The sequence below is a fragment of the Streptomyces sp. NPDC030809 genome (assembly GCF_055572195.1).
In genome coordinates, this window is the sequence record NZ_JBVIDV010000006.1 from 67,345 (window position 1) to 93,299 (window position 25,955).

21 protein-coding genes and 1 pseudogene are annotated in these 25,955 nt (G+C 74.2%); 7 read left to right on the forward strand and 15 right to left on the reverse strand.

Annotated features, from left to right (window positions below; genetic code table 11):
• Positions 1 to 66: 66 nt before the first annotated feature.
• The 6 genes from cobT to ACZ407_RS10465 form a co-directional block, all read right to left on the reverse strand.
• Complete coding sequence (gene cobT, locus ACZ407_RS10440; protein WP_468127224.1) at positions 67 to 3,684, reverse strand: nicotinate-nucleotide--dimethylbenzimidazole phosphoribosyltransferase; 3,618 nt, start codon at positions 3,682 to 3,684, stop codon at positions 67 to 69.
• A 329-nt stretch (positions 3,685 to 4,013) separates the two neighbouring features.
• Positions 4,014 to 5,240: a precorrin-6y C5,15-methyltransferase (decarboxylating) subunit CbiE gene (gene cbiE, locus ACZ407_RS10445; protein ID WP_468127226.1), complete on the reverse strand. Its 1,227-nt coding sequence runs from the start codon at positions 5,238 to 5,240 to the stop codon at positions 4,014 to 4,016.
• A 216-nt stretch (positions 5,241 to 5,456) separates the two neighbouring features.
• Positions 5,457 to 6,110: a GNAT family N-acetyltransferase gene (locus ACZ407_RS10450; RefSeq protein WP_468127228.1), complete on the reverse strand. Its 654-nt coding sequence runs from the start codon at positions 6,108 to 6,110 to the stop codon at positions 5,457 to 5,459.
• Between the two features lie 174 nt (positions 6,111 to 6,284).
• Positions 6,285 to 7,151, reverse strand: coding sequence for a MetQ/NlpA family ABC transporter substrate-binding protein (locus ACZ407_RS10455; protein ID WP_468127229.1), 867 nt, complete (start codon positions 7,149 to 7,151; stop codon positions 6,285 to 6,287).
• A gap of 88 nt (positions 7,152 to 7,239) precedes the next feature.
• Positions 7,240 to 7,908: a methionine ABC transporter permease gene (locus ACZ407_RS10460; RefSeq protein WP_468127231.1), complete on the reverse strand. Its 669-nt coding sequence runs from the start codon at positions 7,906 to 7,908 to the stop codon at positions 7,240 to 7,242.
• Positions 7,905 to 8,993, reverse strand: a complete 1,089-nt coding sequence (locus tag ACZ407_RS10465; RefSeq protein WP_468127232.1) for a methionine ABC transporter ATP-binding protein — start codon at positions 8,991 to 8,993, stop codon at positions 7,905 to 7,907. The genes ACZ407_RS10460 and ACZ407_RS10465 overlap by 4 nt, the downstream gene beginning before the upstream one ends.
• Positions 8,994 to 9,555: 562 nt before the next feature.
• Here ACZ407_RS10465 and ACZ407_RS10470 point away from each other — a divergent pair.
• On the forward strand, positions 9,556 to 9,924 hold the full coding sequence (locus tag ACZ407_RS10470; RefSeq protein ID WP_468127234.1) for a hypothetical protein: 369 nt from the start codon (positions 9,556 to 9,558) through the stop codon (positions 9,922 to 9,924).
• On the forward strand, positions 9,917 to 10,345 hold the full coding sequence (locus tag ACZ407_RS10475; RefSeq protein ID WP_468127235.1) for a hypothetical protein: 429 nt from the start codon (positions 9,917 to 9,919) through the stop codon (positions 10,343 to 10,345). Before ACZ407_RS10470 ends, ACZ407_RS10475 begins: the two co-directional genes overlap by 8 nt.
• Before the next feature lie 87 nt (positions 10,346 to 10,432).
• On the opposite strand, the gene ACZ407_RS10480 is transcribed toward ACZ407_RS10475, so the two are convergent.
• The 3 genes and pseudogenes from ACZ407_RS10480 to ACZ407_RS10490 form a co-directional block, all read right to left on the reverse strand.
• Positions 10,433 to 10,930: a GNAT family N-acetyltransferase gene (locus ACZ407_RS10480; protein ID WP_468127236.1), complete on the reverse strand. Its 498-nt coding sequence runs from the start codon at positions 10,928 to 10,930 to the stop codon at positions 10,433 to 10,435.
• A gap of 37 nt (positions 10,931 to 10,967) precedes the next feature.
• Positions 10,968 to 11,483 carry a sigma-70 RNA polymerase sigma factor region 4 domain-containing protein gene (locus ACZ407_RS10485; RefSeq protein ID WP_468127238.1) on the reverse strand — a complete coding sequence of 172 codons (516 nt, stop codon included), beginning with the start codon at positions 11,481 to 11,483 and terminating at the stop codon, positions 10,968 to 10,970.
• Between the two features lie 181 nt (positions 11,484 to 11,664).
• A pseudogene (locus ACZ407_RS10490) lies at positions 11,665 to 12,838 on the reverse strand (glycerophosphodiester phosphodiesterase).
• A gap of 181 nt (positions 12,839 to 13,019) precedes the next feature.
• Here ACZ407_RS10490 and ACZ407_RS10495 point away from each other — a divergent pair.
• Positions 13,020 to 13,784 carry a lysophospholipid acyltransferase family protein gene (locus tag ACZ407_RS10495; RefSeq protein WP_468127239.1) on the forward strand — a complete coding sequence of 255 codons (765 nt, stop codon included), beginning with the start codon at positions 13,020 to 13,022 and terminating at the stop codon, positions 13,782 to 13,784.
• A gap of 120 nt (positions 13,785 to 13,904) precedes the next feature.
• On the opposite strand, the gene ACZ407_RS10500 is transcribed toward ACZ407_RS10495, so the two are convergent.
• The 5 genes from ACZ407_RS10500 to ACZ407_RS10520 form a co-directional block, all read right to left on the reverse strand.
• Positions 13,905 to 15,398 (reverse strand): membrane-associated oxidoreductase, encoded by a 1,494-nt coding sequence (locus tag ACZ407_RS10500; RefSeq protein ID WP_468127240.1) that lies wholly within the window; start codon positions 15,396 to 15,398, stop codon positions 13,905 to 13,907.
• A 162-nt stretch (positions 15,399 to 15,560) separates the two neighbouring features.
• Positions 15,561 to 17,105: an MFS transporter gene (locus tag ACZ407_RS10505; RefSeq protein WP_468127242.1), complete on the reverse strand. Its 1,545-nt coding sequence runs from the start codon at positions 17,103 to 17,105 to the stop codon at positions 15,561 to 15,563.
• Positions 17,102 to 17,653 (reverse strand): TetR/AcrR family transcriptional regulator, encoded by a 552-nt coding sequence (locus tag ACZ407_RS10510; RefSeq protein ID WP_468127244.1) that lies wholly within the window; start codon positions 17,651 to 17,653, stop codon positions 17,102 to 17,104. Before ACZ407_RS10510 ends, ACZ407_RS10505 begins: the two co-directional genes overlap by 4 nt.
• 334 nt (positions 17,654 to 17,987) lie before the next feature.
• On the reverse strand, positions 17,988 to 19,421 hold the full coding sequence (gene argH, locus ACZ407_RS10515; protein ID WP_468127246.1) for an argininosuccinate lyase: 1,434 nt from the start codon (positions 19,419 to 19,421) through the stop codon (positions 17,988 to 17,990).
• 137 nt (positions 19,422 to 19,558) lie between these two features.
• Entirely contained in the window at positions 19,559 to 20,752 is a 1,194-nt protein-coding gene (locus ACZ407_RS10520) for an argininosuccinate synthase (RefSeq protein WP_468127248.1), read from the reverse strand.
• A 117-nt stretch (positions 20,753 to 20,869) separates the two neighbouring features.
• On the opposite strand from ACZ407_RS10520, the gene ACZ407_RS10525 reads away from it, so the two are divergent.
• From ACZ407_RS10525 to ACZ407_RS10540, 4 genes are read left to right on the forward strand one after another with little or no spacing between them, the layout of a single operon-like run.
• Positions 20,870 to 22,429: a hypothetical protein gene (locus ACZ407_RS10525; RefSeq protein ID WP_468127250.1), complete on the forward strand. Its 1,560-nt coding sequence runs from the start codon at positions 20,870 to 20,872 to the stop codon at positions 22,427 to 22,429.
• Positions 22,426 to 23,961, forward strand: a complete 1,536-nt coding sequence (locus ACZ407_RS10530) for a hypothetical protein (RefSeq protein ID WP_468127252.1) — start codon at positions 22,426 to 22,428, stop codon at positions 23,959 to 23,961. The genes ACZ407_RS10525 and ACZ407_RS10530 overlap by 4 nt, the downstream gene beginning before the upstream one ends.
• 43 nt (positions 23,962 to 24,004) lie before the next feature.
• Positions 24,005 to 24,586, forward strand: coding sequence for a pyridoxamine 5'-phosphate oxidase family protein (locus ACZ407_RS10535; RefSeq protein ID WP_468127253.1), 582 nt, complete (start codon positions 24,005 to 24,007; stop codon positions 24,584 to 24,586).
• Positions 24,587 to 24,589: 3 nt separating this feature from the next.
• The gene (locus tag ACZ407_RS10540) at positions 24,590 to 25,309 is read left to right on the forward strand and encodes a L,D-transpeptidase family protein (RefSeq protein WP_468127255.1); all 720 of its coding nucleotides are present in this window, start codon (positions 24,590 to 24,592) and stop codon (positions 25,307 to 25,309) included.
• A gap of 78 nt (positions 25,310 to 25,387) precedes the next feature.
• Here the strand turns inward: ACZ407_RS10540 and ACZ407_RS10545 are convergent, their stop codons facing one another.
• Complete coding sequence (locus tag ACZ407_RS10545) at positions 25,388 to 25,951, reverse strand: arginine repressor (protein ID WP_468127256.1); 564 nt, start codon at positions 25,949 to 25,951, stop codon at positions 25,388 to 25,390.
• Between the last annotated feature and the right edge of the window lie 4 nt (positions 25,952 to 25,955).

Genomic DNA, 25,955 nt, shown 5'->3' on the forward strand with positions numbered 1-25,955 from the left:
GGCCCGAGTTCCGGGCCCGCCCGGTGACCGGGACCCGGGGTGCGGGGGGCGGCCCCCCGCACCCGGCTACTTCTCCGTCACGCCCGCCGAGTCGAAGGTGGCCACCTCGTGCATGGCGCGGGCGGCGCTCTGGACCAGCGGGAGGGCCAGCAGGGCGCCGGTGCCCTCGCCGAGGCGCAGGTCCAGGTCGACCAGGGGGCGCAGGCCCAGCTTGGTGAGGGCGGCCACGTGACCCGGCTCGGCGCTGCGGTGGCCCGCGATGCACGCCGAGAGGGACTCGGGGGCGATGGCCCGGGCGACCAGGGCCGCGGCCCCCGCGCTCACGCCGTCCAGGATGACCGGGGTGCGCAGCGAGGCGCCGCCGAGCAGCAGGCCGACGATCGCGGCGTGCTCCAGGCCGCCGATGGCGGCGAGGACGCCGATCGGGTCGGACGGGTCGGGCTGGTGGAGCTCCAGCGCGCGGCGGACGACCTCGATCTTGTGGGCGTGGGTCTCGTCGTTGATGCCGGTGCCGCGGCCGGTGACCTCGGCCGGGTCGGTGTCCGTGAACACGGAGATCAGGGCGGCGGACACGGTGGTGTTCGCGATGCCCATCTCACCGGTCAGGAGCGCCTTGTTCCCGGCGGCGACCAGGTCGCGGGCGGTCTCGATGCCGACCTCGATGGCCGCGACGGCCTCTTCCCGGGTCATGGCGGGACCGGCGGTCATGTCGGCGGTGCCGGGGCGGACCTTGCGCGGCAGCAGCCCGGGGGTGGCCGGGAGCTCCCCCGCGACGCCCACGTCGATGACGCAGACCTCGGCGCCGACCTGGTTGGCGAAGGCGTTGCAGACCGCGCCGCCGCCGAGGAAGTTGGCGACCATCTGCGAGGTCACCTCCTGCGGCCACGGGGTGACGCCCTGGGCGTGCACGCCGTGGTCTCCGGCGAAGATCGCGACGGCGGCCGGCTCCGGGATCGGGGGCGGGCAGACCCGGGACAGGCCGGACAGCTGCGCGGAGATGATCTCCAGCATGCCGAGGGCGCCGGCCGGCTTGGTCATGCGCTTCTGCCGCTCCCAGGCCTCGCCGAGGGCCTTGGCGTCCAGCGGGCGGATGCCGGCGACGGTCTCGGCGAGCAGGTCGTGCGGCTCCTCGCCGGGCAGGGCGCGGCGGCCGTACGTCTCCTCGTGGACCACCCAGGAGAGCGGGCGGCGCTTGGACCAGCCGGCCTGCATCAGCTCGGGCTCGTCCGGGAACTCGTCCACGTAGCCGACGCACAGGTAGGCGACGACTTCGAGGTGCTCGGGCAGGCCGAGGGCGCGGACCATCTCGCGCTCGTCGAAGAAGCTGACCCAGCCGACGCCGAGGCCCTCGGCGCGGGCGGCGAGCCAGAGGTTCTCGACGGCGAGGGCCGAGGAGTACGGGGCCATCTGCGGCTGGGTGTGCCGGCCGAGGGTGTGGCGGCCGCCGCGGGTGGGGTCGGCGGTGACGACGATGTTCACCGGGGTGTCGAGGATGGCCTCGATCTTCAGTTCCTTGAACTGCTTGGCCCGGCCCTTGGGCAGCGACTTGGCGTACGCCTCGCGCTGGCGGGTGGCCAGCTCGTGCATGGTCCGCCGGGTTTCGGCGGACCGGATGACGACGAAGTCCCAGGGCTGGGAGTGCCCGACGCTCGGGGCGGTGTGCGCGGCCTCGAGCACGCGCAGGAGGACCTCGTGCGGGATCGGGTCGGTGCGGAAGCCGTTGCGGATGTCGCGGCGCTCGCGCATGACGCGCAGGACGGCCTCGCGCTCGGCGTCGGCGTAGCCGGGGGCGGCCGGGCGCTCCTCGGCCTCGGGGGCGGCGGCTTCGGCGGCCTCGGCCTCCGGTGCCTCGGCGCCCTCGGCTGCCTCCGCCGCGTGCGGCTCCGGTGCGGTGGCGTCGGCGGCGACGGGCTCAGCGGCGGGCTCGGCGGCGGGGAACTCCGTGCCCTCGGGCTGGACTTCGGCCTCGGCGGGAGCGGGCCGGGCGGGCTCCGCGGCCTCGGGGGCCTGCGCGGGCTCGACGGCCTGCGCGGCCTCGGCGGGGACCGGCTCGGCGACGGGCTGCGGCTCGGCGGCCTGGGCAGCGGGCACCTCGGCGGCCGGGTCGGTCACGGGAGCGGCCGCCTCTGCCGGTACGGGTTCGGCGGCGGGAGCCTGCGCGGGGACGGCAACGGCCTCGGCGGGCACGTGACCGGCCGGAACGGCCTCGGCCGGGACCTGCTCGGCCGGAACGGCCTCGGCGGGCACGGGCTCGACGGCGACCGCGGCGGCCACGGCTTCGGCGGCCACTTCGGCGGCGACCGCCTGGGCGGCCACGGCCTCGGCCGGGACCTGCTCGGCCGGGACCGGCTCGGCGGGAACCGCCTCGGGCGCGGCCACGGGCACGGCCTCGACGACCGCGGCCGGCTCCTCGGCCGGTACGGCCTCGGCGGGCTGTCCGGCCTCGGCCGCGGCCAGCGGCCCGGCGGCCGGCTGCACGGGCAGCGCCTCCGCGGCGACGGGTACGGGTACGGGTTCCACCGCGGCCGGGGCGGTCTCGACGACCGGCTCCGGCTGGGCCGGGATCCCGGCCGGGACCGGCTCTGCGGCGGCCACGGCCTCCGCCGGCTCCGGCTGCTGCTCCGGGAGCACCTCCGCGACGGCCTCCGGCTGCTCCACCGCCGGCTGACCGCCCGCCGGGACCGGCTCCACGGCCACGGCCTGCTCGCCGGGGACCGCGCTCTGCTCGACGGGGGCGGGCGCCACGGTCACGGACTGCTGCTCCACGGGCGCGGCCGCCACGGCCGCGGGCTGCTCCACCGGTGCTTCCGGGGCCACCGGGGCCACCGGCTCGGCGCCCGGCTCAACCGGAAGGATCCCTTCCGGCACGACCGTTTCTGCAGGCCCCGCAGGCGTCCCGGGGGCCACCGGCTCCGCGGGAACCGCCGGAGCGGCCTGCCCCACGAGCGGGATCTGCGGCTGCAGTACGGGCGCCACCGGCTCCTGCGGCACCGGCTGGGCCGGGTCCTGGCCCCAGGGGGCACCGGCCTGCGGCGGGATCTCCCCCAGCTGCGGGCCCGGCAGCACCCCGGCCTCGGCGGGCTGGACGTCGAGGTACTCGGGCCCGAGGGTCGCGGGACCGGCCTGCACCGGCGGCACGGGCGCGGCCTGCACCGCCGCGGCCGGGGCCGCCCCCGCCGCGGCGGGGGCCACGGGGGACGCCGGGGCGGCGGGCGCGGCGGGGCCGCGGTCGGCGAGGGAGCGGACCACACCACCGGTGGCCTCCGGGACGGGCGGGCCCATGTGCAGCGGACGGCGGCCCGGCTGCTGCTGGACGGCGGCCGGCGCGGCCGGGTGCGGAACCCGTACGGCACCGAGGTCCACGGCGCCGGTGTCCCGGCCGCCCGCCTCGTGCGCACCGGTGTCCTGCGCGGGGTCGTGCGGGAACTCCTGGACGAATTCCCGGCCGTACTCCTGCGGGTACGCCTCCTGCGGGAAGGGCGCCGGCGGCACGAGCTGCGGGTCGCTCCAGGCGCCCTGGCCGCTCGGCATCAGCAGCATTTCCTCTTCCTCGGCCGGTTCCGCACCGGGTGCGGCCGCCGCCGGGTCGAGGTAGGTGAAGGACCCCGGGGCGGGGATGCCCGGCTGATCCACCATGCCCGCGTTCTCCGGGAGACCCTCCGGAACCTGGCCGGTGTCAGTCATGCGTACCCCTCGCCCATCGGTTGTGCGTCGTCGATCAGCTCGCCGGGCGACCGCTCCGCGGCACACCCGGCGCCCCCTGTGAAGAACGAGCGTGAGTGCCGCGCGGCACGAACGCCCGCCGACAACAAGCATTGTCGCGTCCGTTCGCCGCCATGGCAGCCATAACCGCCACGGCCCGCTGTGGACTGCGCCACGTCGCGCGTCCTCCGGGACTCGTGTACCGCAAAAGGCGCCCGACTCGGGCGCCTCGTCCGGGTCCGTTCCGGCGGGAAGGCCGGGGGGTCCGGGGCAGTACAACGATCTGCCAGCCTACCCCGCGTGTCGGGACGTCAGCCGCGGGGGGCACGGTCCGCGCGCTCGGCCCGCTCGGCGCGGGTGGCGGAGAGCAGGAAGACGACGGAGCGCTCGCGCTCGGCCCAGGTGTGCGGGTCGAGGCCGACGGCCTGGAGCAGCGCGCATTCGACGGTGTAGCCGCGTTCGGCCAGCGCACGGCCCACGGCCTCGGCCTCGTCGCGGGTGGAGGCGTGGGTGACGATCCGCTCGGGGCGGCGCTCGGCGCAGGCGGCGACGACGGGGACCCCGCCCCCTGCGATGCGTACGACGTCCGGCTCGGGCAGGCTTTCGAGGATGTGCGGGGCGCGGCCGGGCACCGCCTGGAGCTGCACCCCGCGGGTGCGGGCCAGGGCCTTGGTCCGTGCGCAGGCGTGCGGGTCGGCGTCCACGGCGATGACGGCGGCTCCGAAGGCTGCGGCGTCCACGGCGAAGGCCCCGCTGCCGGCGCCCACGTCCCAGACGAGGTCGCCGGGGCGGGGGCCGAGCCGGGCGAGCTGGAGGGCGCGCAGCTGTTCGCCCTCGCTTTCGGGGGCGTCGGCGAGGGGGCGGGCCCAGCCGCGGTCGGCTCCGGGTCCGGCGGTGCCGGCCAGCCAGCCGCCGTCGGCGCCCTCGACGGTGCCGCCGCCTCCGATGGCGATGACCACGTTGGGGTCGCGCCAGGTGTGGTCGGCGGCCTTGTCGGAGGTGAGTACGGTGACCTGCTCGTTGGCGGTGCCGAGTTCCTCGCAGATGACGAAGGTGCGGTGGACCCCGTCGAGGAGGAGGGCGAGCTCGGCGGGTCCGGCGCCCGGGGAGGTGAGGACGGCCACCTTCGGGTGGGCCCGGCAGACGTTCACGGCGCGGCGCAGGGTGCGCGGGTGGGCGACGACCACGCGGGCGTCGTCCCAGGGCATGCCGGCGCGGGCGAAGGCGGCGGCGACGGAGGAGACGGCGGGGACCACCTCGACCTCCAGCCCGTGTTCGGGGGCGCGCAGGGCGCGGACCACTCCGAAGAAGCCGGGGTCGCCGTCGGCGAAGACCACGGCGGTGCCGCGGTGGCCGGCGATGCGGCGGGCGGCGAGGCCGAGGCTGCCGAGGCGGATGCGTTCGGCGGCCGGGGGGATCTCGGGGAGGGCCAGGTGGTGGGCGGCCCCGGCCACGAGGGTGGCGGCGGAGAGGGCGGACCTGGCGGCCGCGGTGAGGGGCGAGCCGTCCCAGCCGATCACCGTGACCCGGTCGGCCATCTTCTCGGTCTCCTGGGGTCGGCGTCGGCAGTGGGGGGAGCTGGTCCGCGCGGGGCGGACACCGTGAGACTACCTGTTGGTAGGGGGTGTGGTCCGGACCTTCGGCGGGGGCCGGGCGCGGCCCGGCGGGGTGGCGCGGTCCCGGTGGCCGGGCGCGGCCCGGCGGGGTGGCGCGGTCCCGGTGGCCGGGCCCGTGGTGCCGCCCGGGCCGAGGCGCTAGTTCCAGTCGGCGCTGTTCCAGTCGGTGTAGCCGCTGTAGCCGCCGGCCTCGGCGAGCTGGCCGTCGAGCCCGTCGAGGTCCTCGGGGAGCAGGCTCCAGACGATCAGGTCGGTGCGCGTGTCCGCCCAGCCGCCGTCGGGCGTCTGGGTGCGCACTATCCACGCGTTGCGCAGGACCCCTTCGCTGATGCAGCCGATCTTCTGGGCCACCTGCTGGGAGGCGGTGTTGTCGGCGGCGGTGCGCAGTTCCAGGCGCTCGAACTTCTGGTCGCGGAAGAGCCACTGGGCGGCCGCGAGGACCGACTCGCAGGCGTAGCCCTCGCCGCGGGCCCAGGGGGCGGTGACGTAGCCGACCTCGGCGGTGCGGCAGCGCCAGTTGACGTTCTGCAGGTGGACGATCCCGACCAGGCGCTGGGTGAGGAACTCGGTGACCGCGAAGACGATTCCGCGGCCCTCGGTGCGTTCGGCGTGCGAGTGGTGCAGGGCCCAGTCGCGGGCGTCCTGGACGGTGTAGGGGTGCGGCACCGCGGTCCAGGCGGTGATGAGCTCGTCGTTCATCATCTCGGTCAGGGCCATGACGTCCGCCTCCTCGAAGGGGCGCAACACCAGCCGGTCCGTGCTGATGGAGACGTCCGGGAAGGTGGTAGTCATGCGCAGCTCCATGCCGAGGGACCGGATTCCGGGCCGTTTCAGGCCGTTTGACGGCCCGTGAGAAGAGGCCTTCTTCGCACAGCATGCAGCATCGGCCCCGGGATGCGCATGGCCGGGCCCCGCACCCCTGGCTCAGGAGGGTGCGGGGCCCGGCGGACCGGTCCTGATGCGGGATCAGGCGGCGGGCTTCCCGAAGGCGGGGATGACCGAGCCCTCGTACTTGTCCTCGATGAACTTCTTGACCTCGGGCGAGTTCAGGAGCTTCGCGAGCTTCTGGACGCGGGGGTCGTTCTCGTTGCCGCGCTTCACGGCGAGGAAGTTGGCGTACGGGTTGCCCTCGGCCTTCTCCAGGGCGAGCGCGTCCTTGGCGGGCTTGAGGTCCGCTTCGAGGGCGTAGTTGCCGTTGATGACGGCGGCGTCCACGTCGTTCAGGGCGCGCGGGACCGTGGCGGCCTCCAGCTCCTTGAACTCCAGGCCCTTCTTGTCGGTGATGTCGGCGAGGGTGGCGCTGGTGCCGACCCCGTCCTTCAGCTTGATCAGGCCGTTGGCGGCGAGCAGCTGGAGGGCGCGGCCCTCGTTGGTGGTGTCGTTGGGGACGGCGACGGTCTGGCCGGCCTTGATGTCCTTGAGGCTCTTGAGCTTCTTGGAGTAGAGGCCGAGGGGCTCCAGGTGGACGTTGGCGACCGGGACGATGTCCGTGCCGTTCTTCTTGTTGAAGTCGTCCAGGTACGGCTTGTGCTGGAAGTAGTTGGCGCCGACCTGGCCCTGCTGGGTGGCGGTGTTGGGGAGGACGTAGTCCGTGAACTCCTTCACCTCCAGCTTGAGTCCGGCCTTGGCCGCCAGGTTGTCCTTGACGAAGTTGAGGATGTCGGCGTGCGGGGTCGGGGAGGCCGCGACGACGAGGGGCTTGGACTCGGCGGCCGCTCCGGTGCCGGAGTCCTTGGTGGACGCCGGGTCGGAGGAGGAGCCGCAGGCCGTCAGGCCGAGGGCCAGGGCGGCGGCGGCAGCGGTGGCGGCGGCGAGCTTGATGTTCTTGCGCACGAAGAGTGCCTCTTTCTGGGTGGTGCGGACGACGCCCGGGCACAACGAGTGCGGGCTGTGGGTGGGGAGGAAGTCCGGGGGCCGGCGGTCAGGCCGTCCGGCCGCGGCGGGCGAGCAGGCGGACCACGCCGTCGCCGAGCAGCTGGATGACGGTGACGAGGGCGATGAGGACGGCCACGGTGGCGAACATGAAGCCGGTCTCGAAGCGCTGGAAGCCGTACGTGATGGCCTTGGAGCCGAGGCCTTCGCCGCCGACCGCGCCGGCCATGGCCGAGTAGCCGACCAGGGTGATGACGGTGGTGGTGACGCCGGCGGCCAGGGAGGGCAGGGACTGGGGCAGCAGGACCTTCCAGACCAGGGTCGGTATGCCGCCGCCCATGGACTGGACGGCCTCGACCAGTCCGTGGTCCACCTCGCGGACCGCGGTCTCCACGAGGCGCGCGAAGAAGGGGACGGCTCCGATGGCCAGCGGGACGATCATGGCGGTGGGGCCGATGAAGGTGCCGACGACCGCGGTGGTGACCGGGATCAGGAAGATCAGCAGGATGATGAACGGCAGCGAGCGGCCGATGTTCACGATCACGCCGAGGACCTTGTTGAGGGGACGGTTCTGCAGCAGTCCCCCCTTGTCGGTCAGGACCAGCAGGATGCCGAGCGGGAGGCCGGCCAGCACGGTCACGAGGGTGGACCACAGCACCATGTAGAGGGTGTCGTAGGTGCCCTGCGTGAGCAGCGGCTGCATTTCGGACCAGGTCACTTGGCACCGTCCTTGATGAGCTCGGCGGCGGCGACGACCTCGGCGGCCGCGGTCCCCGCGATGCCGGCGGCGGGCCCGTCCTCGTCGACGACCTCCACCTGGAGGCCCCGCTCGCGCAGGAAGCCGACGGGCACGACGTTGTCCTCGTAGCGGCCGGGCAGCTCGATGCGCATCCGGCCGATCTGCTTGCCGGCGACGGTGTCCATCGCGGCGCCCAGGATCGAGATGTCGATGTTGTACGTGCGGGACAGCTGGGAGATGACCGGCTGGGTGGCGGCCTCCCCGTGGAAGGTGACGTCGACCACGGTGCGGTCCTCGCCGGTGGCGGTGCCGCTGACGGGGAACAGCTCGGCGGCGAGTTCGGAGCCGGGGGTGGCCAGCAGCTCGGAGACGGTGCCCGATTCGATGATGCGGCCCTTCTTCATGAGTGCGGCGGAGTCGCAGATGCTCTTGACCACGTCCATCTCGTGCGTGATGAGCAGCACGGTCAGGCCCAGCTGGCGGTTGAGGTCGCGCAGCAGCTGGAGGATCGAGCGGGTGGTCTCGGGGTCGAGGGCGCTGGTGGCCTCGTCGGACAGCAGCACCTTGGGGTCGCCGGCGAGGGCGCGGGCGATGCCCACGCGCTGCTTCTGGCCGCCGGAGAGCTGGCCCGGGTAGGCCTTGGCCTTGTCGGCGAGTCCGACGAGGTCGAGGAGTTCGAGGGCCTTGCGGGAGCGCTCGCGGCCGGAGACCCCGAGGATCTCCAGCGGCAGCTCGATGTTGGCCTGCACGGTCCGCGAGGACAGCAGGTTGAAGTGCTGGAAGACCATGCCGATGCGGCTGCGGGCTTCGCGGAGCTCCTTGCCGGCCCGGCGGCCGCCGCCGCCCGCGAGGGCGGTCAGCTCCACCCCGTCGACCGTGACGGTTCCGGAGGTGGGGCGCTCCAGCAGGTTGACGCAGCGGATGAGGGAGGACTTGCCCGCGCCGCTCTGGCCGATGACTCCGTAGACCTCGCCCTCACGGACGTGCAGGTCGACGCCGTCCAGGGCGGTGACCTCGCGGCCACGGGACTGGTAGACCTTCGTGAGGCCCGATGTGGTGATCACAGGATTTCCGTCGCTGTCGAGTGCGCGGCGCAGCAGTGCCGGGCACGGGGCATTCATCTGGGGACGCGATACGGGCTGAACCGGAAGAAATTACGCAGTGCAGCGCGTGCGCGGGGCAGGAGCAGATCCGGGAACGCGGACAGGCTCGGCCAGGTCTCGCTTCGGGGCGCGAGGCTCGGGAAGGGGCCCTCAGAAGGCGCACATTCGACACATACAACGAGCACCGGGCGTCATCATCGCCTCGGTCGCAAGGGTGCGGCTGCTCGTCGTGGTCATGGGCCCAGTAAAGCAGACGGTCCGCCGGAGCGATCAGATCTGTCCGAATAGCGGACGGATCTCAGCCGCATACCGGACAAGAGCCACCACTCGACGCTTCTGGTCCCACCCCTCGGAACCGATCCTGACCTGCAGGAACGACACTGGGGGGCGGAGTGCGCGGCGGGGTGCGCGCCGGGGCGTCCGGGGACCGGCTGTGGTCAAGACCACTGTGGTGCCGGCCCGGCACGGACCCGCGGGGCGGGCTGGACGCAGCCGCCGGGCGGGCCCGTAATACCCTCGCTGCATGCTCGATGCCCTCACCCTCACCCTCGGCGCGGCCGCCATGGCCCTCGCCGGCTGGTGCGGATTCGCCGCCTACCGGGACCAGCCGACCAAGGACTGGCACTTCATCGGCATGGCGGTGGTGACCCTGCTGGCCCTGGCCCAGCTGGTGGTGGGCATCGTCCGGCTGGCGCAGGGCGGGGAGCCCGACGAGGGCGGGGTCATCTTCGTCGCCTACCTGATCGGCGCCTTCTGCGCGGTCCCGGCCGCCGGGCTGCTGTCCCTGACCGAGCGCACCAAGTGGGGCTCCGTGACGGTCGCCGCCGGCGCCGTGGTCCTCGCCGTGCTGGAAGTACGGCTCACCGACATCTGGGGAGGCACCGGTGCCTGAGTCCGCCACCACCACGTCCACAGCCCCTTCGGGGCCGGACAAGCGCCTGGTCAAGGGCCCGGGACTGCTGCTGGTCTGGCTGTACGGGGTCATGGTGGTCGGCGCGGTCTCGCGCTCGGCCTACCAGATCTCGACTGAGTTCGACCGCGCCCCGCTGGCCTATGCGCTGTCGGCCGTGGCGGCGCTGGTCTACGCGTTCATCACGTACTCCCTCGTCCGCGGCGGGGAGGCGGCCCGCCGGGCGGCGCTGGTGTGCTGCGCCGTCGAGCTGGCCGGGGTGCTGACCGTGGGGGTCTGGACGCTGGTGCGGCCCGAGGCCTTCCCGGACGCCACCGTGTGGTCGGACTTCGGGATGGGCTACCTCTTCATCCCGGTGATCCTGCCGGTCACCGGGATGCTGTGGCTGCGCCGGAGGCGCTGAACACGCCGGAGGCGGCCGACGCCGGGACGCACCGGGACGGCCGCGCGGCACCTGCGGGTGCGGCGCGGCCGCGGCGGGCGGTGCCCCTCAGGCGCTGACCGCGTACTCCGTGGCCGCCTTCTCCAGCACGATCAGGCGGATGCCGTCGGCGCCCGTGCGGTCGGCGACCCGGGCGTAGCCGGCCTTGCGGTAGAGGCTCAGGTTCGCCTCGCTGCGCTCGCCGGTGAACAGCTGGAACCTGCTCGTGCCGCCGCGGCCCGCGAGGGCCTCCTCGACCGCGCGCAGCAGCCGGGCGCCGAGTCCGTGGCCCTGGAGGCGGGGGTGGACGCAGAGCTTGCCGATCCGGGCGGTGCCGTCCTCGGCCGCCGAGCCGCGCACCGTGCCGACCACCTCTTCGCCGAGCCGCGCGACCAGGACGCAGTCCGTGTCGAGTTCGGCCTTGACCGAGTCGAGGGACTGGACGAGCGGCTCGATGCGGTAGTTGCCGTAGAGCTCCGCCTCGCTCTGGAAGCAGAGGTACTGCAGTCTGAAGATCTGCTCGGCGTCTTCCGCATTCGCCGCAGTGATGGTCACGCTCATGCCCATGTGTGCATGCCTCCCGCTCACCTGGTAGCCCGTCGGTCTACCGCTCCTTTCCCCGGAGTTCAGGAGCTGCAACCTCTGCCGCGAGCATTCTGCGCAGACATCCCAGGCAACGGGAACGTACGGGCCCCAGACTGCCCTGTGAGATACCCAACTCTCCTGCGATTTCACGGTAGGTGAGGTCCCGGGGCGAGAGAAGTGCGCTCAGCAGCTCGGGGCAGCGTCCGGGCAGACGGGCGACGGCCGAACGGAGTGCCTCCTGGGCCTCCCCGTCCAGCGCGGCCCGCTCCGGCGAGGGGGAACTGCCCTCCGGAAGGCCCCCGTACGGGATCTCCCGCAGGGCCCGCCGCCGGGCACCGCGGGCCTCGGCCCGCACCGCGCGGCGCAGCCACCGGGCAGCCTCGGAGGGCCGGCCCGCCGCCCGGTCGCTCTCCAGCAGCCGCACCCATACGGCCTGTTCGAGGTCCGCGGGGTCCACGCCGGTGCCGGGGGCCTCGGCGGCCGCCTCCGCCGAGAGGAGCGGGAGCAGAGGGCCGAGTTCGCGCATCACGTCCATGCCCGCCGGGACGCAGGGACGCGGCGGGAGGTTTCCGCGACGGGTGCGGCTCACCCGCAAGGGCGACGGCCGTTCGGCCGTTGACGGACATTGGCCGGATACCGCCGCCCGGAGCGGGGCCGGGACAGCACAGGAGCGGGGCCGGAGCGGGCCCGGCGCGCGGACTCCCCCGGCCCGCGGCCTAGCGGGCGGTGAAGTCGGCGGCCGCCAGCAGGGCGGTGTCGGGCTGGTCGGTGAAGATGCCGTCGATGCCCTGCTCGAAGTAGGTGCGCAGGGCCCCGAAGGCGTCCCCGTACGCGGCCGGGTCGGTGCCCTTGCGGAACTCGGCCGGCAGGAAGGAGTTCTCGTTGCGCGCCGTGTAGGGGTGCAGGACCAGGCCCTCGGCGTGGGCGTCGCGGACCAGGGTGGTCGGCGTGCCCAGCCCGCCCGCGGCGGTGCGCGGGATGACCAGGTCCAGGGTGGGGCCGATGCCCTGGGCGAAGCCGGCGATCCAGGCCAGCCCCTCGGGGCGGACCAGGTCGGCGACCGTGCGCGGGTCCCCCGCCTGCTCGAAGTCCCAGGGCCGGGTGGCGGCGCCGGACAGCAGGACCACCTTGGGGGCGGCCACCAGCTTGGCCAGCCGCTGGATGCTGGAGGGCTCGAAGGACTGGAGGAACACCGGGGCGTTGCGCCCGTCGCGGCCGTAGCGGCGCAGCAGCCGGGCGAGGGGCTCCTCCAGGCCGAGGCCCAGGGCGCGGAAGTAGCTGGGGTGCTTGGTCTCGACGTGCAGCCAGACCCTCCCGGCCGCGCCGGCGGCCCTCGCGGCGGGCCCAGCGCAGCACCTCCTCGAAGGTGGGCACGGCCCAGCGGCCGTCGTAGAGCGTGTTGCGCTGGCGGAGGGCCGGAATGCGCTCCTTGGCGCGCAGGGTCTTGAGCTCGGCGAGGGTGAAGTCCTCGGTGAACCAGCCGGTCACGGCGACCCCGTCCACGGTCTTGGTGGTGCGCCGCCCGGCGAACTCGGGGTGGTCGGCGACGTCGGTGGTGCCGCCGATCTCGTTCTCGTGGCGGCAGACCAGGTGGCCGTCCTTGGTGGGGACGAGGTCCTGTTCGATCACGTGGGCGCCGAGGTCCAGGGCGAGCTGGTACGAGCCGAGGGTGTGCTCGGGGCGGTAGCCGCTGGCCCCGCGGTGCCCGATGACGGTGGGCACCGGCAGGCTGCGGTGGCCCTGCGGGCGTCCGCCGTCCTCGGCCGCCGCGGCCGCGGTCCCCGACGGAGCCGCGTCCGCCCGGCCCGCGCCCAGGCCCACTGCACCCCCGCCCGCGGCCAGCACCGCCGCGCCCAGCACCGTCCGCCGCGCTGCCCCACCCTGCGCCATGACCGCTCCTCCTTCTGCTCTCGGCCGGCCCGGGCCGCCGGGCGGTTCCCGGTCGCCCCACGGCCGTTCTCGGCCGTTCTCGGCGCGGCGATGGTAGGCAGCGCTCCCTGAAGACGGGGCGAGTGCAGGCGGAACATGGCGGAAACGTGCGTCAACACTGCGTATCCGTTCCGTGAACCCGATGTGCGATCAGCCGCGGGCCGCGAGTATCGTCCTCACCTGCACTGACTCGCTGTGGTGCAAGACCGCTTTCGACGCCGGAGGGCCCACGTTGTTCCGTACCGCGCTCATCAAAGCCACTGTCGGACCCGTCATGCGCATGATGTTCCGCACCCGTGTGGAGGGCGTCGAGAACATCCCGGGCAGCGGTGCGGTGATCCTGGCGGGCAACCACCTCACCTTCATCGACTCGATGATCCTTCCGCTGGTGTGCGACCGGACGGTCCACTTCATCGGCAAGGACGAGTACGTGACGGGCAAGGGCCTCAAGGGCCGGCTGATGGCGTGGTTCTTCACCGGCTCGGGCATGATCCCGGTGGACCGGGACGGGGCCAACGGCGGTGTCGCCGCGCTGATGACCGGCCGCCGGATCCTGGAGGAGGGCAAGATCTTCGGGATCTACCCGGAGGGCACCCGCTCCCCCGACGGCCGGCTGTACCGCGGCCGCACCGGCATCGCCCGGCTCACGCTGATGACGGGCGCCCCGGTGATCCCGTTCGCGGTGATCGGCACCGACAAGCTGCAGCCCGGCGGCAAGGGCATGCCCCGCCCGGGCCGGGTCACGATCCGCTTCGGCGAGCCGATGGAGTTCTCCCGCTACGAGGGCATGGACCGCGACCGCTACGTCCTGCGGGCGGTCACCGACTCGGTGATGGCCGAGGTCATGCGCCTCTCGGGCCAGGAGTACGTGGACATGTACGCCACGAAGGCGAAGGAAGCGGCGTAACCGCTCCCGCCCCCGCCACCGAGGGCCGGATCCCGTCCGGGGTCCGGCCCTCGGCCGTGCGCCCCTGAGCCCGTGAGCCGGTGAGCGCCCGGGCCGGGCGCGCGGGGTCCGCGAGTCCGCCTACTGCCGGCTGAGGGAGCGGGTGATGCCCGCGGCGATCGTGGTGGCCAGCGTCCAGCCCGTGACGATGAGCAGGTACGAGAGCCACTGCTGCCAGCCGGCCGGGGCGAAGGCGCTCTCCTGTCCGAAGCCGATGATCGGCAGCAGCAGGTCGAGGGTGTAGAAGACGGGGTTGAACTCCGGCGCCTCGTCCGCCTTCAGCGGCGGGGGATGGCGCACGGCGAAGGCGACCGAGCCGATCAGCAGGAGGGCCGCCAGCCAGCCGGCCGCCCGCATGGGCCGGAAGCCGTAGCCCACGGTGGAGTCCTGGAGGTGCCCCCAGACGCGCGCGTACCGGGGCAGGGTGCGGCGGTGCCGGCGGAGCTTGGCGAGCTGGACCGTGCGGGCGCCGGCCTCGTCCCCGGCGGTCCGGTAGGCGGCGGCGAGCTGCTCGTACGCGTACGGCAGGTAGCCCGCCTCGTCGCGTTCGAGGAGCGGCAGCCGCTCCTCGGCGGGGCGGTGCGGGGCCAGGGTGCGGTAGGTCAGGCCGTCCAGGAGCACCCCGTCGGGGAGCACCTCGGTGGGCACGTGGAGCAGGTCGAGGGTGGAGCGGCGGAGGCTGACCGTGCCGGAGACGGGCCGGGAGCCGCGCAGCCAGAGCTCGCCGACCTCGGCGCTGGTGATGCGCAGGGCCAGACCGCCGGGGTTGGACAGGGTCACGCGGTGCAGGTCGAGCTGGCCGGGGATGCGGGCGCCCTTGAGGTCGATCCGGCCGGTGGCGCGGATGTCCTTGGCGGACAGGTCGGTGCCGACGGACAGGGTCTCGGCGTGGATGGCGCTGCCGCCCGGGTTGCTGAAGGAGCCGCCGTCCAGGAGCACCCGCCCGGCCACGGTGGTGCCGTTGAGGAGGAACCGGCCGTGGACGGTGAGGCGTTTGGCCCGGATGTCGGTGCCGACCGTGGTGTGGTTGACCAGCAGGCTGGTGGGCTGGGACTCGTCGCCCCGGACGGGCGCGCCGGGGGTGCCGATCACGGCGTCGTTGAGGAAGACCCCGCCGCCGATGCGGGAGCCGGACAGCCGCAGCTGGCCCCGGATGCGGCAGCAGGACAGCCGGAGGTAGACCTCCAGGTCGAGGTTGGAGGCCTCCAGGCCGGGCAGGTCCGAGGCGGTGAGGACCAGGGCCCGCATCCGGGCCCCGTACAGGTCGGGCTCCTGCTCGAAGTGGCAGCCGCGCATCCGTACGGGGTGGTCGATCGCGGCGTACTTCAGGCGGAGCACGCCGGTGATCCGGGCGCCGTGGAGGTTGAGCCCGGCGGCGGCGCCCTCGCGGGCCGGGGCGGTGAGGAGGAGGGCCCGCAGCACCTCGGCCCGCACGGTGCGGCCGGGTCCCCAGGAGGCGCCGTCGGCCGCGGCGCCCGGGCCGTCGGCCGGGCCTTCGCGCAGGTCCACGGCCTCGTCGGACGGGAACGCCTGCCAGATGCGGCGCTCCGCCGGGGTCAGCTCGGTCATCTCCACCGGGCGGATGCTGCCGCCTGATGATCACACTGTCAACTGCGGCCCGGGCGGGGCGTCCTGCCGGACCGTCAGGGAGGGCCGGAGCCGGTCGGCCGCCGTCCGGCGGACGGCGGCGGCGCGGCGGGACCCGGAAGGAGCCGGGCCGCCGCCGGACCGAGGGCGTCAGTGCTCGATGCCGTCCTGGAGCCGCTGCCCGCGGAGCAGGAACCAGGCCGCCGCGGCGGTGGCGAGGAGCACGGCCGCGCCGACGCCGGAGGCGAGGCGCAGGCCGTCGACGAAGGCCTCCTGGGCGGCGCCGACCACGGTGTGCGCGGTCTGCGGGTCCAGGGTCTTGGCGGCCTCGACCGCTCCGCCCAGGGATTCGTGCGCGGCGCCTGCCACCTCGGCCGGGACCCCGGCCGGGACGGTGAAGTCCCGGTAGACCCCGGTGACGACGGAGCCGAGCAGGGCGATGCCGAGGGCCGCGCCGAGCTCGTACGCCGTCTCGGAGACCGCGGAGGCCGAGCCGGCCTGCTCCTTGGGGACGCTGGAGAGGATCACGTCGGCGGTCACGGTGAAGGAGAAGCCGGCGCCGAGGCCGACGACCAGCAGGGCCGCGCCGAGCAGCGGGTAGCCGGTCTCCTTGTGGACCAGCGTGATCACGCCGAGCGCGAGTCCGATGGCGGCGAGACCGCCGGACACGATGGCCCGTACGGAGTACCGGCGGGCGTAGCGGCCGGCGACCAGGCCGGTGGCCACCGCGCCGATGGCGGCGGGCAGTTCGGCGAGGCCCGCCTCCAGGGGCTCGCGACCCTGGACGAGCTGGAGGAACTGGGAGAGGAAGAAGACCAGGCCGGACAGGCCGAAGACGGTCAGCAGGTCGGCGAGGACGGCGCCGGAGAACCCGCGGTGCCGGAACAGGCGCATGTCGAGCAGGGGTGCGGTCAGGGTGAACTGGCGGCGCACGAAGCCGTACAGCGCGGCGGCACCGAGCAGTGCGGCGAGTCCGGCTCCGGCGGTCGGGCCGTGGCTGGCGACCTCCTTGACGGCGTAGACGACCCCGATGATGCCCACGAGGGAGAGGCCGACGCTGACCAGGTCCCAGGGGCCGGCCACCGCGTTGCGGGACTCGGGCAGCAGCTTCACGCCGACGAGGACCAGGACCAGCATGACCGGCAGGTTGATGAGGAAGACCGAGCCCCAGTAGAAGTGCTGGAGCAGGAACCCGCCGACGACCGGGCCGACGGCCGCACCGGCGGAGGCGGTGGCGCCCCAGATGCCGATGGCGAGGCTGCGCTCCTTGGGGTCGTGGAAGATGTTGCGGATCAGCGCGAGGGTGGACGGCATCAGGGTGGCGCCGGCCACGCCGAGCAGGGCGCGGGCCACGATCATCATCTCGGGGCTGGTGGCGTAGGCGTTGAGCACCGAGACGGCGCCGAACGCGGTGGCGCCGACGAGCAGCAGCTTCTTGCGGCCGATGCGGTCGCCGAGGCTGCCCATGGAGACGAGCAGGCCGGCGATCACGAAGGAGTAGATGTCGCCGATCCACAGCAGCTGGCTGCCGGAGGGCTTGAGGTCCTCGCTGAGTGAGGGTGTGGCCAGGCCGAGTACGGTGGCGTCGACGGCGACCAGCAGCACGGCGAGCACGAGCACGGACAGGGCCAGCCAGCGGCCGGGGCTCTTGACCTCCGCCTCCGTACGCAGGCCGGTCTGTTCGGTTCCGTTCATTTCTCCACACTCCGTCGGGCGCCACCGAGCAGCAGCTCGGTGACCATGTGCTGGAAGTCCTTGGCTGCGACCCGGCCGTCCATGACGGCCCAGGCGCAGGTGCCGACGAGGCCGTAGAGGGCCTCGGTCAGCCAGGCGGGGCTGAGGTCGATCCGGATGTCGCCCTCCTGCTGTCCGCGGCGGAAGAGCGCGGACACGCGGGCGTCGAGCCGGGCCCAGCCCTCGTTGACCTGGTCGCCCTCGAACAGCTGGTTCTCGGTGACGAGGAAGGCCAGCAGCTGGGCGTTGGGCTCGGATTCGGCGACCAGGCGGCGCAGTGCGTCCACGGCGCTGCCCTCGTCGAGCCGCGCCCTGTCGAAGGCGATCTCGAACTCGCGGATGCCGAGGTCTTCGAGCGCACGCACCAGCGCGTCCCGCCCCGCGAAGTGCCGGTGGAGGGTCGCCCGGCCGATCCCGGCGGCCTTGGCGACCTCGTCCATGGTGGCGGTCGACTTGCGGGAGAGCAGCGCGGCCGCGTCACGCAGCACCTGGTCACGATCCATTGCCATGAGACAACGATACACCAAATGAGACGTCGATGTCTCATTCCAGAGATGCACACGCCTCACCGGGCCCAAGAAGGGAACACTTGAGCGATGAAGCCGCTGCTGCTGATCGATGTGGACGGCCCGCTGAACCCGTACGCGGCACAGGCCGAGCGCCGGCCTGCGGGCTACACCACGCACCTGGGAGCGGGTCGGCCTGCTGCGGGAGGACTTCGAGGCGCTCGCCGCCTGGGCGGGCTGACGGGGCGGATACGGGCGCGGGGCGGGTACGGCCGAGGGGCGGCAGGGCGGGCGCGGGGCGCCGGGCCTGCCGCCCCTCGGGCGGGTGCGGGCGGGGTTACTTCTGCTTGGCGGTGGCCCAGGCGTGCTGGACGACCAGGTCGGCCTTCAGTTCGGCCAGCTGGACGGCGACGGCGCTCGGGGCGGTGCCGCCGCGGCCGCTGCGGGAGGCCAGGGCGCCGGGCACGTTGAGCACGGACCGGACCTCGGGGGTCAGGTGCCCGGAGATCTTCGCGAACTGCTCGTCGGTGAGCTCGTCCAGCTCGATCCCCTGCGCCTCGCACTCCTTGACGCACTCGCCGGCCACCTCGTGCGCCACCCGGAACGGCACGCCCTGCTTGACCAGCCACTCCGCGATGTCCGTGGCGAGGGAGAAGCCGGCCGGGGCCAGCTCCTCCATCCGCTCCCGGTTCACGGTGAGCGTGGCCATCATGCCGGTGAAGGCCGGCAGCAGGACCTCAAGGGTGTCGCAGGAGTCGAAGACCGGCTCCTTGTCCTCCTGGAGGTCCCGGTTGTAGGCCAGCGGGAGCGCCTTGAGGGTGGCCAGGAGGCCGGTCAGGTTGCCGATGAGGCGGCCCGACTTGCCGCGCGCCAGCTCCGCGATGTCCGGGTTCTTCTTCTGCGGCATGATCGAGGAGCCGGTGGAGAACGCGTCGTGCAGGGTCACGAAGGAGAACTCCTTCGTGTTCCAGATGATGATCTCCTCCGCGATCCGGGAGAGGTTGATCCCGATCATCGCGGTGATGAAGGCGAACTCGGCGACGAAGTCCCGCGAGGCCGTGCCGTCGATGGAGTTGCCGGCCGAACCCCGCTCGAAGCCCAGGTCGGCGGCGACCGCCTCCGGGTCCAGCCCCAGCGAGGAGCCGGCCAGCGCGCCGGAGCCGTACGGGGAGACCGCGGTCCGGGTGTCCCACTGCCGCAGCCGCTCGGCGTCCCGGGACAGGGACTGCACGTGGGCCAGGACGTGGTGGGCGAAGAGCACGGGCTGCGCGTGCTGGAGGTGCGTACGGCCCGGCATGGCCACGTCCGCGTGGGCCTCGGCGAGGCCCACCAGCGCGTCCTGGAGTTCGGCGATCAGGCCGCCGATGGTCCGGGCGTGGTCGCGCAGGTACATCCGGAAGAGGGTGGCCACCTGGTCGTTGCGGGACCGGCCGGCGCGCAGCTTGCCGCCGAGGTCGGGGCCGAGCCGCTCCAGCAGCCCGCGCTCCAGGGCGGTGTGCACGTCCTCGTCGGCGATGGTGCCGGTGAAGGAGCCGTCGGCCACGTCCGCTTCGAGCCGGTCCAGGCCGGCGATCATGCGGTCGAGCTCGTCGGCGGTGAGCAGCCCGGCCTTGTGCAGCACGCGGGCGTGGGCGCGGGACCCGGCGATGTCGTACGGCGCCAGCCGCCAGTCGAAGTGGACCGACGCGGAAAGCTTCGCGAGGGCCTCGGCCGGGCCGTCGGCGAAACGGCCGCCCCAGAGCCGGACGTCACCACCGTTGTTGCTGCTCACTGCTGCTGCTCCTCAAGACTGCACCGCCCTTGCGGCGTGCTACGGGTGTGAAACGGCCTCCCCGCCGCGGAGGAAACGGGGAGGCCGCCACGTACTGCCGGTCGGTCAGGCGATCACGCGCTCGGGCGCGGTCGCGCTCAGGCCAGGTCGCGCTTCGCGGCGATCTTCGAGGACAGGCCGAAGATCTCGATGAAGCCCTGGGCCTTCGACTGGTCGAAGGTGTCGCCGGTGTCGTAGGTGGCGAGGTTGAAGTCGTAGAGCGACTCGTCGGACTTCCGGCCAGTGACCACCGCGCGGCCGCCGTGCAGGGTCATCCGGATGTCGCCGGTGACGTGCTGGTTGGCCTCGTTGATGAAGCCGTCCAGGGCCCGCTTGAGCGGGGAGAACCACAGGCCGTCGTAGACCATCTCGCCCCAGCGCTGCTCGACCTGCCGCTTGTAGCGGGCCAGCTCGCGCTCGACCGTGACGTTCTCCAGCTCCTGGTGGGCGGTGATCAGCGCGATCGCGCCCGGAGCCTCGTACACCTCGCGGGACTTGATGCCGACGAGGCGGTCCTCGACCATGTCGATCCGGCCGATGCCCTGGGCGCCGGCCCGCTCGTTGAGCTGCTGGATGGCCTGCAGGACGGTGACCGGCTTGCCGTCGATGGCGACCGGGACGCCCTCCTTGAAGGAGATGACGACCTCGTCGGGCTCGCGCGGGGTGGCCGGGTTCGAGGTGTACTCGTAGATGTCCTCGATCGGCGCGTTCCAGATGTCCTCCAGGAAGCCGGTCTCGACGGCCCGCCCGAAGACGTTCTGGTCGATCGAGTACGGGGACTTCTTGGTGGTGGCGATCGGGAGCTGCTTGGCCTCGCAGAAGGCGATGGCCTTGTCCCGGGTCATCGCGTAGTCGCGGACCGGGGCGATGCACTTCAGGTCGGGGCCGAGGGCGGCGATGCCGGCCTCGAAGCGGACCTGGTCGTTGCCCTTGCCGGTGCAGCCGTGGGCCACGATCGAGGCGTTGTGCTTCTTCGCGGCGGCGACGAGGTGCTTGACGATGGTCGGCCGGGAGAGCGCCGAGACCAGCGGGTAGCGGTCCATGTAGAGGGCGTTGGCCTTGATCGCCGGGAGGCAGTACTCGTTGGCGAACTCGTCCTTGGCGTCCGCGACCTCGGCCTCGACGGCACCGCAGGCGAGCGCGCGCTTGCGGATGACGTCCAGGTCCTCGCCGCCCTGGCCGACGTCCACGGCAACGGCGATGACCTCGGCGCCCGTCTCCTCGGCGATCCAGCCGATGGCGACGGAGGTGTCCAGGCCGCCCGAGTAGGCGAGTACGACGCGCTCGGTCACGGGTTTCTCCTTACGGTGCATTCAACGACAGGCATAACTATGCACTACTCCGTATGTTTCGTCAACGAGCCGGGGAAAGGCCTGGTCAGAGCGGGCGTGTCTCCCTAGAGTGCTGCCATGAGCCCCGCGTTCCGCCCCTCCCTGTCCCCCGCGGAGCGGCTGCTGCTCGGCGTCCCGCCCGAGCAGGCCCTGCACGTCTCGGACGCGCCGTCCTGGCTGCGCCTGGACCGGACCGTCGCCCGCGAGACCGACCCGCATCCCGCGTACCGGGAGGTACGGGTGCCGGGCGAACGCCCCGACTGGAGCGCCGCGCCCCGCTGGCAGGAGACCGCCCGGCCGCCCGGCGTCGCCTGGTCCGCGGTCCCGCCCGGCCCCGCGGAGACGGCCCTCGGGCTCTGCCACCACGACCCGCGGGTCCGGGAGGCCGCCCTCGGCTTCGCCGCCGCGCTGCCCGGGCTGCTCCCCCTGGTCCTCTTCCGGTGCGCCGACCCGCACCCGGCCGTACGCGCCCGGGCCCGGGAGCTGCTGGCCGGGGCGGCGCTGCCGGACCCGGAGACCGCGGACCGGCTGGCGCCGGTGGCCCTGCTCGCGGGCCTGCGCCCGTACGGGGACTGGGGCTGGGAGTTCACGGTCCGCGCCCGGGGGGCCGTGCCGGCGGAGCGGATCCTCGAACAGCTCGGCAGCCCGGACCTGCGGCTGCGCGAGGCCGCCGTACGGAGGGCGGCGCAGTACGGCCTGCTCGGCGCCGGACGGCTCGGGGAACTCGCCGCCGGCGACCCGGAGATCCGGATCCGGCGGGCCGCGCTCGCCGCGCTCCTGGCCGCCGGGCCCCTGCCCCTCCCGCTCGCCGAGGCCCTGATCACCGGCAGCCCGGATCCCGGCATCCGGCACACGGCCCTCGACGCGGCCGTGGACTCCGGACTCCTGCCGCCCGGACGGCTGGCCCGGCTCGCATGCACCGGCGGGGACCCGCAGCTGCGCCGCCGCTGCCTGGCCGCCGCGCTCGCCGCCGTGGGGCACGAGGACCCGGCGGACGTGCTCGGCATCCTCGGCACGGCGAGTTCCGCGGTGGCCCGCTCCAGCGCCGTCACCGCCCTGCACCGCACCGGCCGGGGCGCCGCGGCCCGGGCCTGGCTGGCCGACCCCTCGGCCCGGGTCCGCTCGGCGGCGCGGCTGGTGCTGCGCATGGAGGGCGAGGACCCGGCGGCGCTCTACCGGGAGCTGTACGAGGAGACCGCCGCGGACCCCGGCGGCCCGCCGCCCGGGCTCGCCTTCGGCCTCGTCGAGAGCTCCCTCCCGGACGCGGTCACCCTGCTGCGGCGGCTGGCCGCGCACCCCGTCGGCCGGGTCCGGGCGGCGGCCCTGGCGGCCCTGCGCATCGCCGGGGCGGTCTCCCCCGACGAGCTGATGCGCGCCATGTCCGACCCGCACCCGCCGGTGGTCCGCACCGCACGCAAGGCCCTGGTCCCGTACGTCCTGCTGCTGCCGGAGGAGTGGCTCGCGGGCCTGGTGGCCCCCGGGCGGCCGCGGCACGTCCGCCGCGCCGGCCTGCGCCTGCTCTCCGCCCACGGGCTGGACCTGCGCAAACGGGTCCTCGCCCCCCTGGCGGAGGACGAGGACCCCGAGGTCCGCTACGAGTCCCAACGGGCCCACTACGAAAGGCATCCCGGGCAGTGACCCCCCAGACCCCGCAGGCCCCTCAGACCACTCAGACCACTCAGGACGCTTACCTGCACCCCTGGCACGAACGGGTGTGCCGCCTGGCCGAGGGGGCGCCGCTGGAGACCGCCGTCGGCCCGGGCGCCCCCGCCGGGGAGGCGCAGCGGTGGACCGACCTCGACCGCGCGGCCCGGGGCTGGTCCCGGCACCACTGGGTGCGGCTGCCCGGCCTGGAACGGATGACCGGCGTGCAGACCTTCCACTGGCCGTGGAACCGGCCCCGGCCGGAAGAGGGGCGGACGGATCCCCTGCGCGAGTCGGAGGTCGCGCTCGCCCTGTGCCACCCGGACGGCCGGGTCCGCGAGGCCGCGCTGGGCCGCGCGGCCGGCTTCCCGCGCCTGCTGCCGCTCGTCGTGGTCCGCTGCGCCGACTGGGCCGGGCCGGTCCGCGCCCGGGCCCGGGAACTCCTCGACGGGGTGCTCGGCGCTCCCGGGGGCACGGCCACGGCGGTGGAACTCGGGCCGGTCGTCCTGCGGGTGGCCCGGCAGGAACGCGGAGCGTGGGCGTACGAGCGGCTGCTCGCGGCGCTCTCCGGACCGTCCGCCGAGGCAGCGGCACGACTGGAGGCGAGCCCCGACCGGGCCCTGCGCCGGCTCGGCGCCCGGGTGGCCCTCCGGCAGGAGCGCCGCCCGGCGGCGGAACTGGCCGCGCGGGCTGCCCGCGAGGGGGACCCGGTGGTCGGCCGGCTGTACGCCGACGCGGCCGTGGCGGCCCTGCCCGGGGCCCCGGCGGGGGATGCGGCGGCCGCCGTGGACCTGCTGCTGGCGGCGCGGGCCGCGATGGTGCGTTCCGCGGGGGTGACCGCCCTGCCCGCCGTGGGGCGCACCGCCGACGCGGGGCGGTACCTGGTGGACCGGTCGGGGCTGGTGCGGGCGTGCGCCCGATTCGTGCTGCGCCGGGCCGGGGAGGACCCGCCGGCCCGGTACCGGTCGCTGTGCGCCGGCCCCGCGGGCCGGGACCTGCCGCAATGGGCCCCGTACGGGCTGGCGGAATGCGGCGGGCCCGAGGACGACGCACTGCTGTGGCCGCTGCTGACGCACCCGGACGGCGGGGTGCGCGCCCGGGCGGTGGCCGGGCTGCGGCTGCTCGGGCGGGTCCGCCCGGATCCGCTGCTGCCGCTGCTGGCGGACCCGGTGCCCGCGGTCGCCCGCGAAACCGCCCTGGCGCTACTGCCGTTCGCGGAACGGGTGCCGGCGGAGGCGCCGGCGGCCCTGCTCGGTCCGGAGCACCCGGTGCACACCCGGCGGGCCGCGTTCCGCCTGCTGCGGGCGCGCGGCGGGCGCCCGGTGGTGGAGGCCTCGGCCGCGGTGCTGGACTCTTCCGATCCGCGGCTGCGCGGGGCTGCCGTGGCGGCCCTGCGGGAGTGGTTCGGGCCTGATGGGGTGCCCGGGCGGGACCCGGTTGTGGCTGCGGCCCTGGAGCGCTGTGTTCGGGCGTCCGACGAGTACGGGGTGAAGGCCCTGCGGTGGGGTCTTGGGCTGGGTGGGTGACCTTCCGGGGGCGGGCCGGGGCGTGGAGCGGATAATCCTGGCCATGGGACAGACCTACGAACGCATAGACGGACGGCTGCGCAGGTTCATCGAGGAGCAGCCGGTGTTCTTCACGGCGACGGCGCCCCTGGCCGGGGACGGGCACATCAACCTGTCCCCGAAGGGCCGGGCCGGGACCCTGGTCGTCATCGACGAACAGACCATCGCCTACCTGGACTTCGGCGGCAGCGGCGCGGAGACCATCGCGCACGTCCGGGAGAACGGGCGGATCACGCTGATGTGGTGCGCGTTCAGCGGGCCGCCGAACATCGTCCGCGTGCACGGCGAGGGCGAGGCCGTCTTCCGGGACGACCCGCGCTGGGCCGGGCTGATCGAGCGGTTCGGGGACGCCGACGGGCCGTCCGCGCGGGCCGTCATCGTGGTACACGCCCGCCGGGTGTCCGACACCTGCGGCTACGCCGTCCCCTTCATGGAGTACAAGGAGGAGCGCACGCTCCACGCCGAGTACTTCGGCCGCAAGACCGACGAGGAGTTCGCGGAGTACTGCGAGCGCAAGGAGCTCGTCGGCACCAGTCTGGACGGACTCCCCGCGCTGCCGCTGCCGTTGCCCCCGCGTACCGTCTGACGCATGCGAAGAACCGTCCTGGCACTGGCCACCGCCTCACTCCTCGTCACCGCGCTCGCCGGGCCCGCCCCGGCCGCCGAGCCCGCGGCAACCGCCCAGCCGCTCCCGGCCCTGATGGCCGACACCGGCCGCGGCACCCAGCTCATCACCGCCGTCGCCTCCGGCCCCGGCGCGACCACCGGCAAGGTGACCTGGTGGGAGCGGCGGGCCGGGCACTGGGCCGCGGTGGGCACGAGCGGGGCCCGCTTCGGGGCCAAGGGCCTGGCCGAGGGGACCACCCGGCAGCAGGGCACGAACACCACCCCGACCGGGCTGTACGCGCTGCCGTACGCCTTCGGGACCAAGCCGGTCCCCGCGGGGACCCGGATGGCGTACCGGCCGGTGCGCCAGGACTCCTGGTGGTGCCAGGACAACGCCTCGGAGAGCTACAACCGCTGGGTGGAGCCGCTGCCCGCGGACTGCGCCCCGGGCGAGGCCGAGCACCTGGTGGCCTACGCGCAGCAGTACGCGTACGCCATGGTCATCGGCTTCAACTACACCACCCCGGTGCGCAACCGCGGGGCCGGGATCTTCCTGCACGTCAACGGGCAGGGCGCGACCGCCGGTTGCGTGTCGGTGCCGGAGTACGCGATGCGCCGGATCCTGGCCTGGGCGGACCCGCGGCGCGCCCCGCACATCGCGATCGGCACCGCGTCGGGCCCGACCGCCATCACCCGGTACTGAGCCGCCGGCCGGACGCCGTACCGGAAGGCGCCGGGCCGGCCGTCCCCGCGGAGGGGGAACGGCCGGCCCGGCGCCGGGTCAGCTCTCCTTCTGGGCCAGCCGCAGCAGGTGGTCGGCGAGGGCCTGGCCGCCCGCCGGATCGCGGCTGATGAGCATCAGGGTGTCGTCCCCGGCGATCGTGCCGAGGATCGCGTGCAGTTCGGCCTGGTCGATGGCCGAGGCCAGGAACTGGGCGGCACCCGGCGGGGTGCGCAGGACCACGAGGTTGGCGGAGGCCTCCGCCGAGATCAGCAGCTCGCCGGAGAGGCGCCGCATCCGCTCCTCCTTGGCGGACTCCCCCAGCGGGGCCTGCGGGGTGCGGAAACCGCCCTCGCTGGGCACCGCGTAGATCAGCTCGCCGCCGGTGTTGCGGATCTTCACCGCGCCGAGCTCGTCGAGGTCCCGGGAGAGCGTCGCCTGGGTGACGCTCAGCCCGTCGTCGGCGAGCAGTTTGGCCAGCTGGCTCTGGGAGCGCACCGGCTGCCGGTTGAGGATGTCCACGATCCGGCGGTGGCGGGCGGTGCGGGTCTGCGGAACGGCGGGGCCGCCCCCGGACTCCGTCCGGGAGTTCCGCCAGTCCTCGTTGTCCTGCGCCTGGCTCATCGTC

Bases quoted from the DNA above. Each gene is read 5' to 3' on its own strand.
- cobT (WP_468127224.1), bottom strand. From the start codon at position 3,684: ATGACTGACACCGGCCAGGTTCCGGAGGGTCTCCCGGAGAACGCGGGC.
- cbiE (WP_468127226.1), bottom strand. From the start codon at position 5,240: ATGGCCGACCGGGTCACGGTGATCGGCTGGGACGGCTCGCCCCTCACC.
- ACZ407_RS10450 (WP_468127228.1), bottom strand. From the start codon at position 6,110: ATGACTACCACCTTCCCGGACGTCTCCATCAGCACGGACCGGCTGGTG.
- ACZ407_RS10470 (WP_468127234.1), top strand. From the start codon at position 9,556: ATGCTCGATGCCCTCACCCTCACCCTCGGCGCGGCCGCCATGGCCCTC.
- ACZ407_RS10480 (WP_468127236.1), bottom strand. From the start codon at position 10,930: ATGGGCATGAGCGTGACCATCACTGCGGCGAATGCGGAAGACGCCGAG.
- ACZ407_RS10485 (WP_468127238.1), bottom strand. From the start codon at position 11,483: ATGGACGTGATGCGCGAACTCGGCCCTCTGCTCCCGCTCCTCTCGGCG.
- ACZ407_RS10495 (WP_468127239.1), top strand. From the start codon at position 13,020: ATGTGCGATCAGCCGCGGGCCGCGAGTATCGTCCTCACCTGCACTGAC.
- ACZ407_RS10505 (WP_468127242.1), bottom strand. From the start codon at position 17,105: ATGAACGGAACCGAACAGACCGGCCTGCGTACGGAGGCGGAGGTCAAG.
- ACZ407_RS10510 (WP_468127244.1), bottom strand. From the start codon at position 17,653: ATGGCAATGGATCGTGACCAGGTGCTGCGTGACGCGGCCGCGCTGCTC.
- ACZ407_RS10525 (WP_468127250.1), top strand. From the start codon at position 20,870: ATGAGCCCCGCGTTCCGCCCCTCCCTGTCCCCCGCGGAGCGGCTGCTG.
- ACZ407_RS10535 (WP_468127253.1), top strand. From the start codon at position 24,005: ATGGGACAGACCTACGAACGCATAGACGGACGGCTGCGCAGGTTCATC.
- ACZ407_RS10540 (WP_468127255.1), top strand. From the start codon at position 24,590: ATGCGAAGAACCGTCCTGGCACTGGCCACCGCCTCACTCCTCGTCACC.
- ACZ407_RS10545 (WP_468127256.1), bottom strand. From the start codon at position 25,951: ATGAGCCAGGCGCAGGACAACGAGGACTGGCGGAACTCCCGGACGGAG.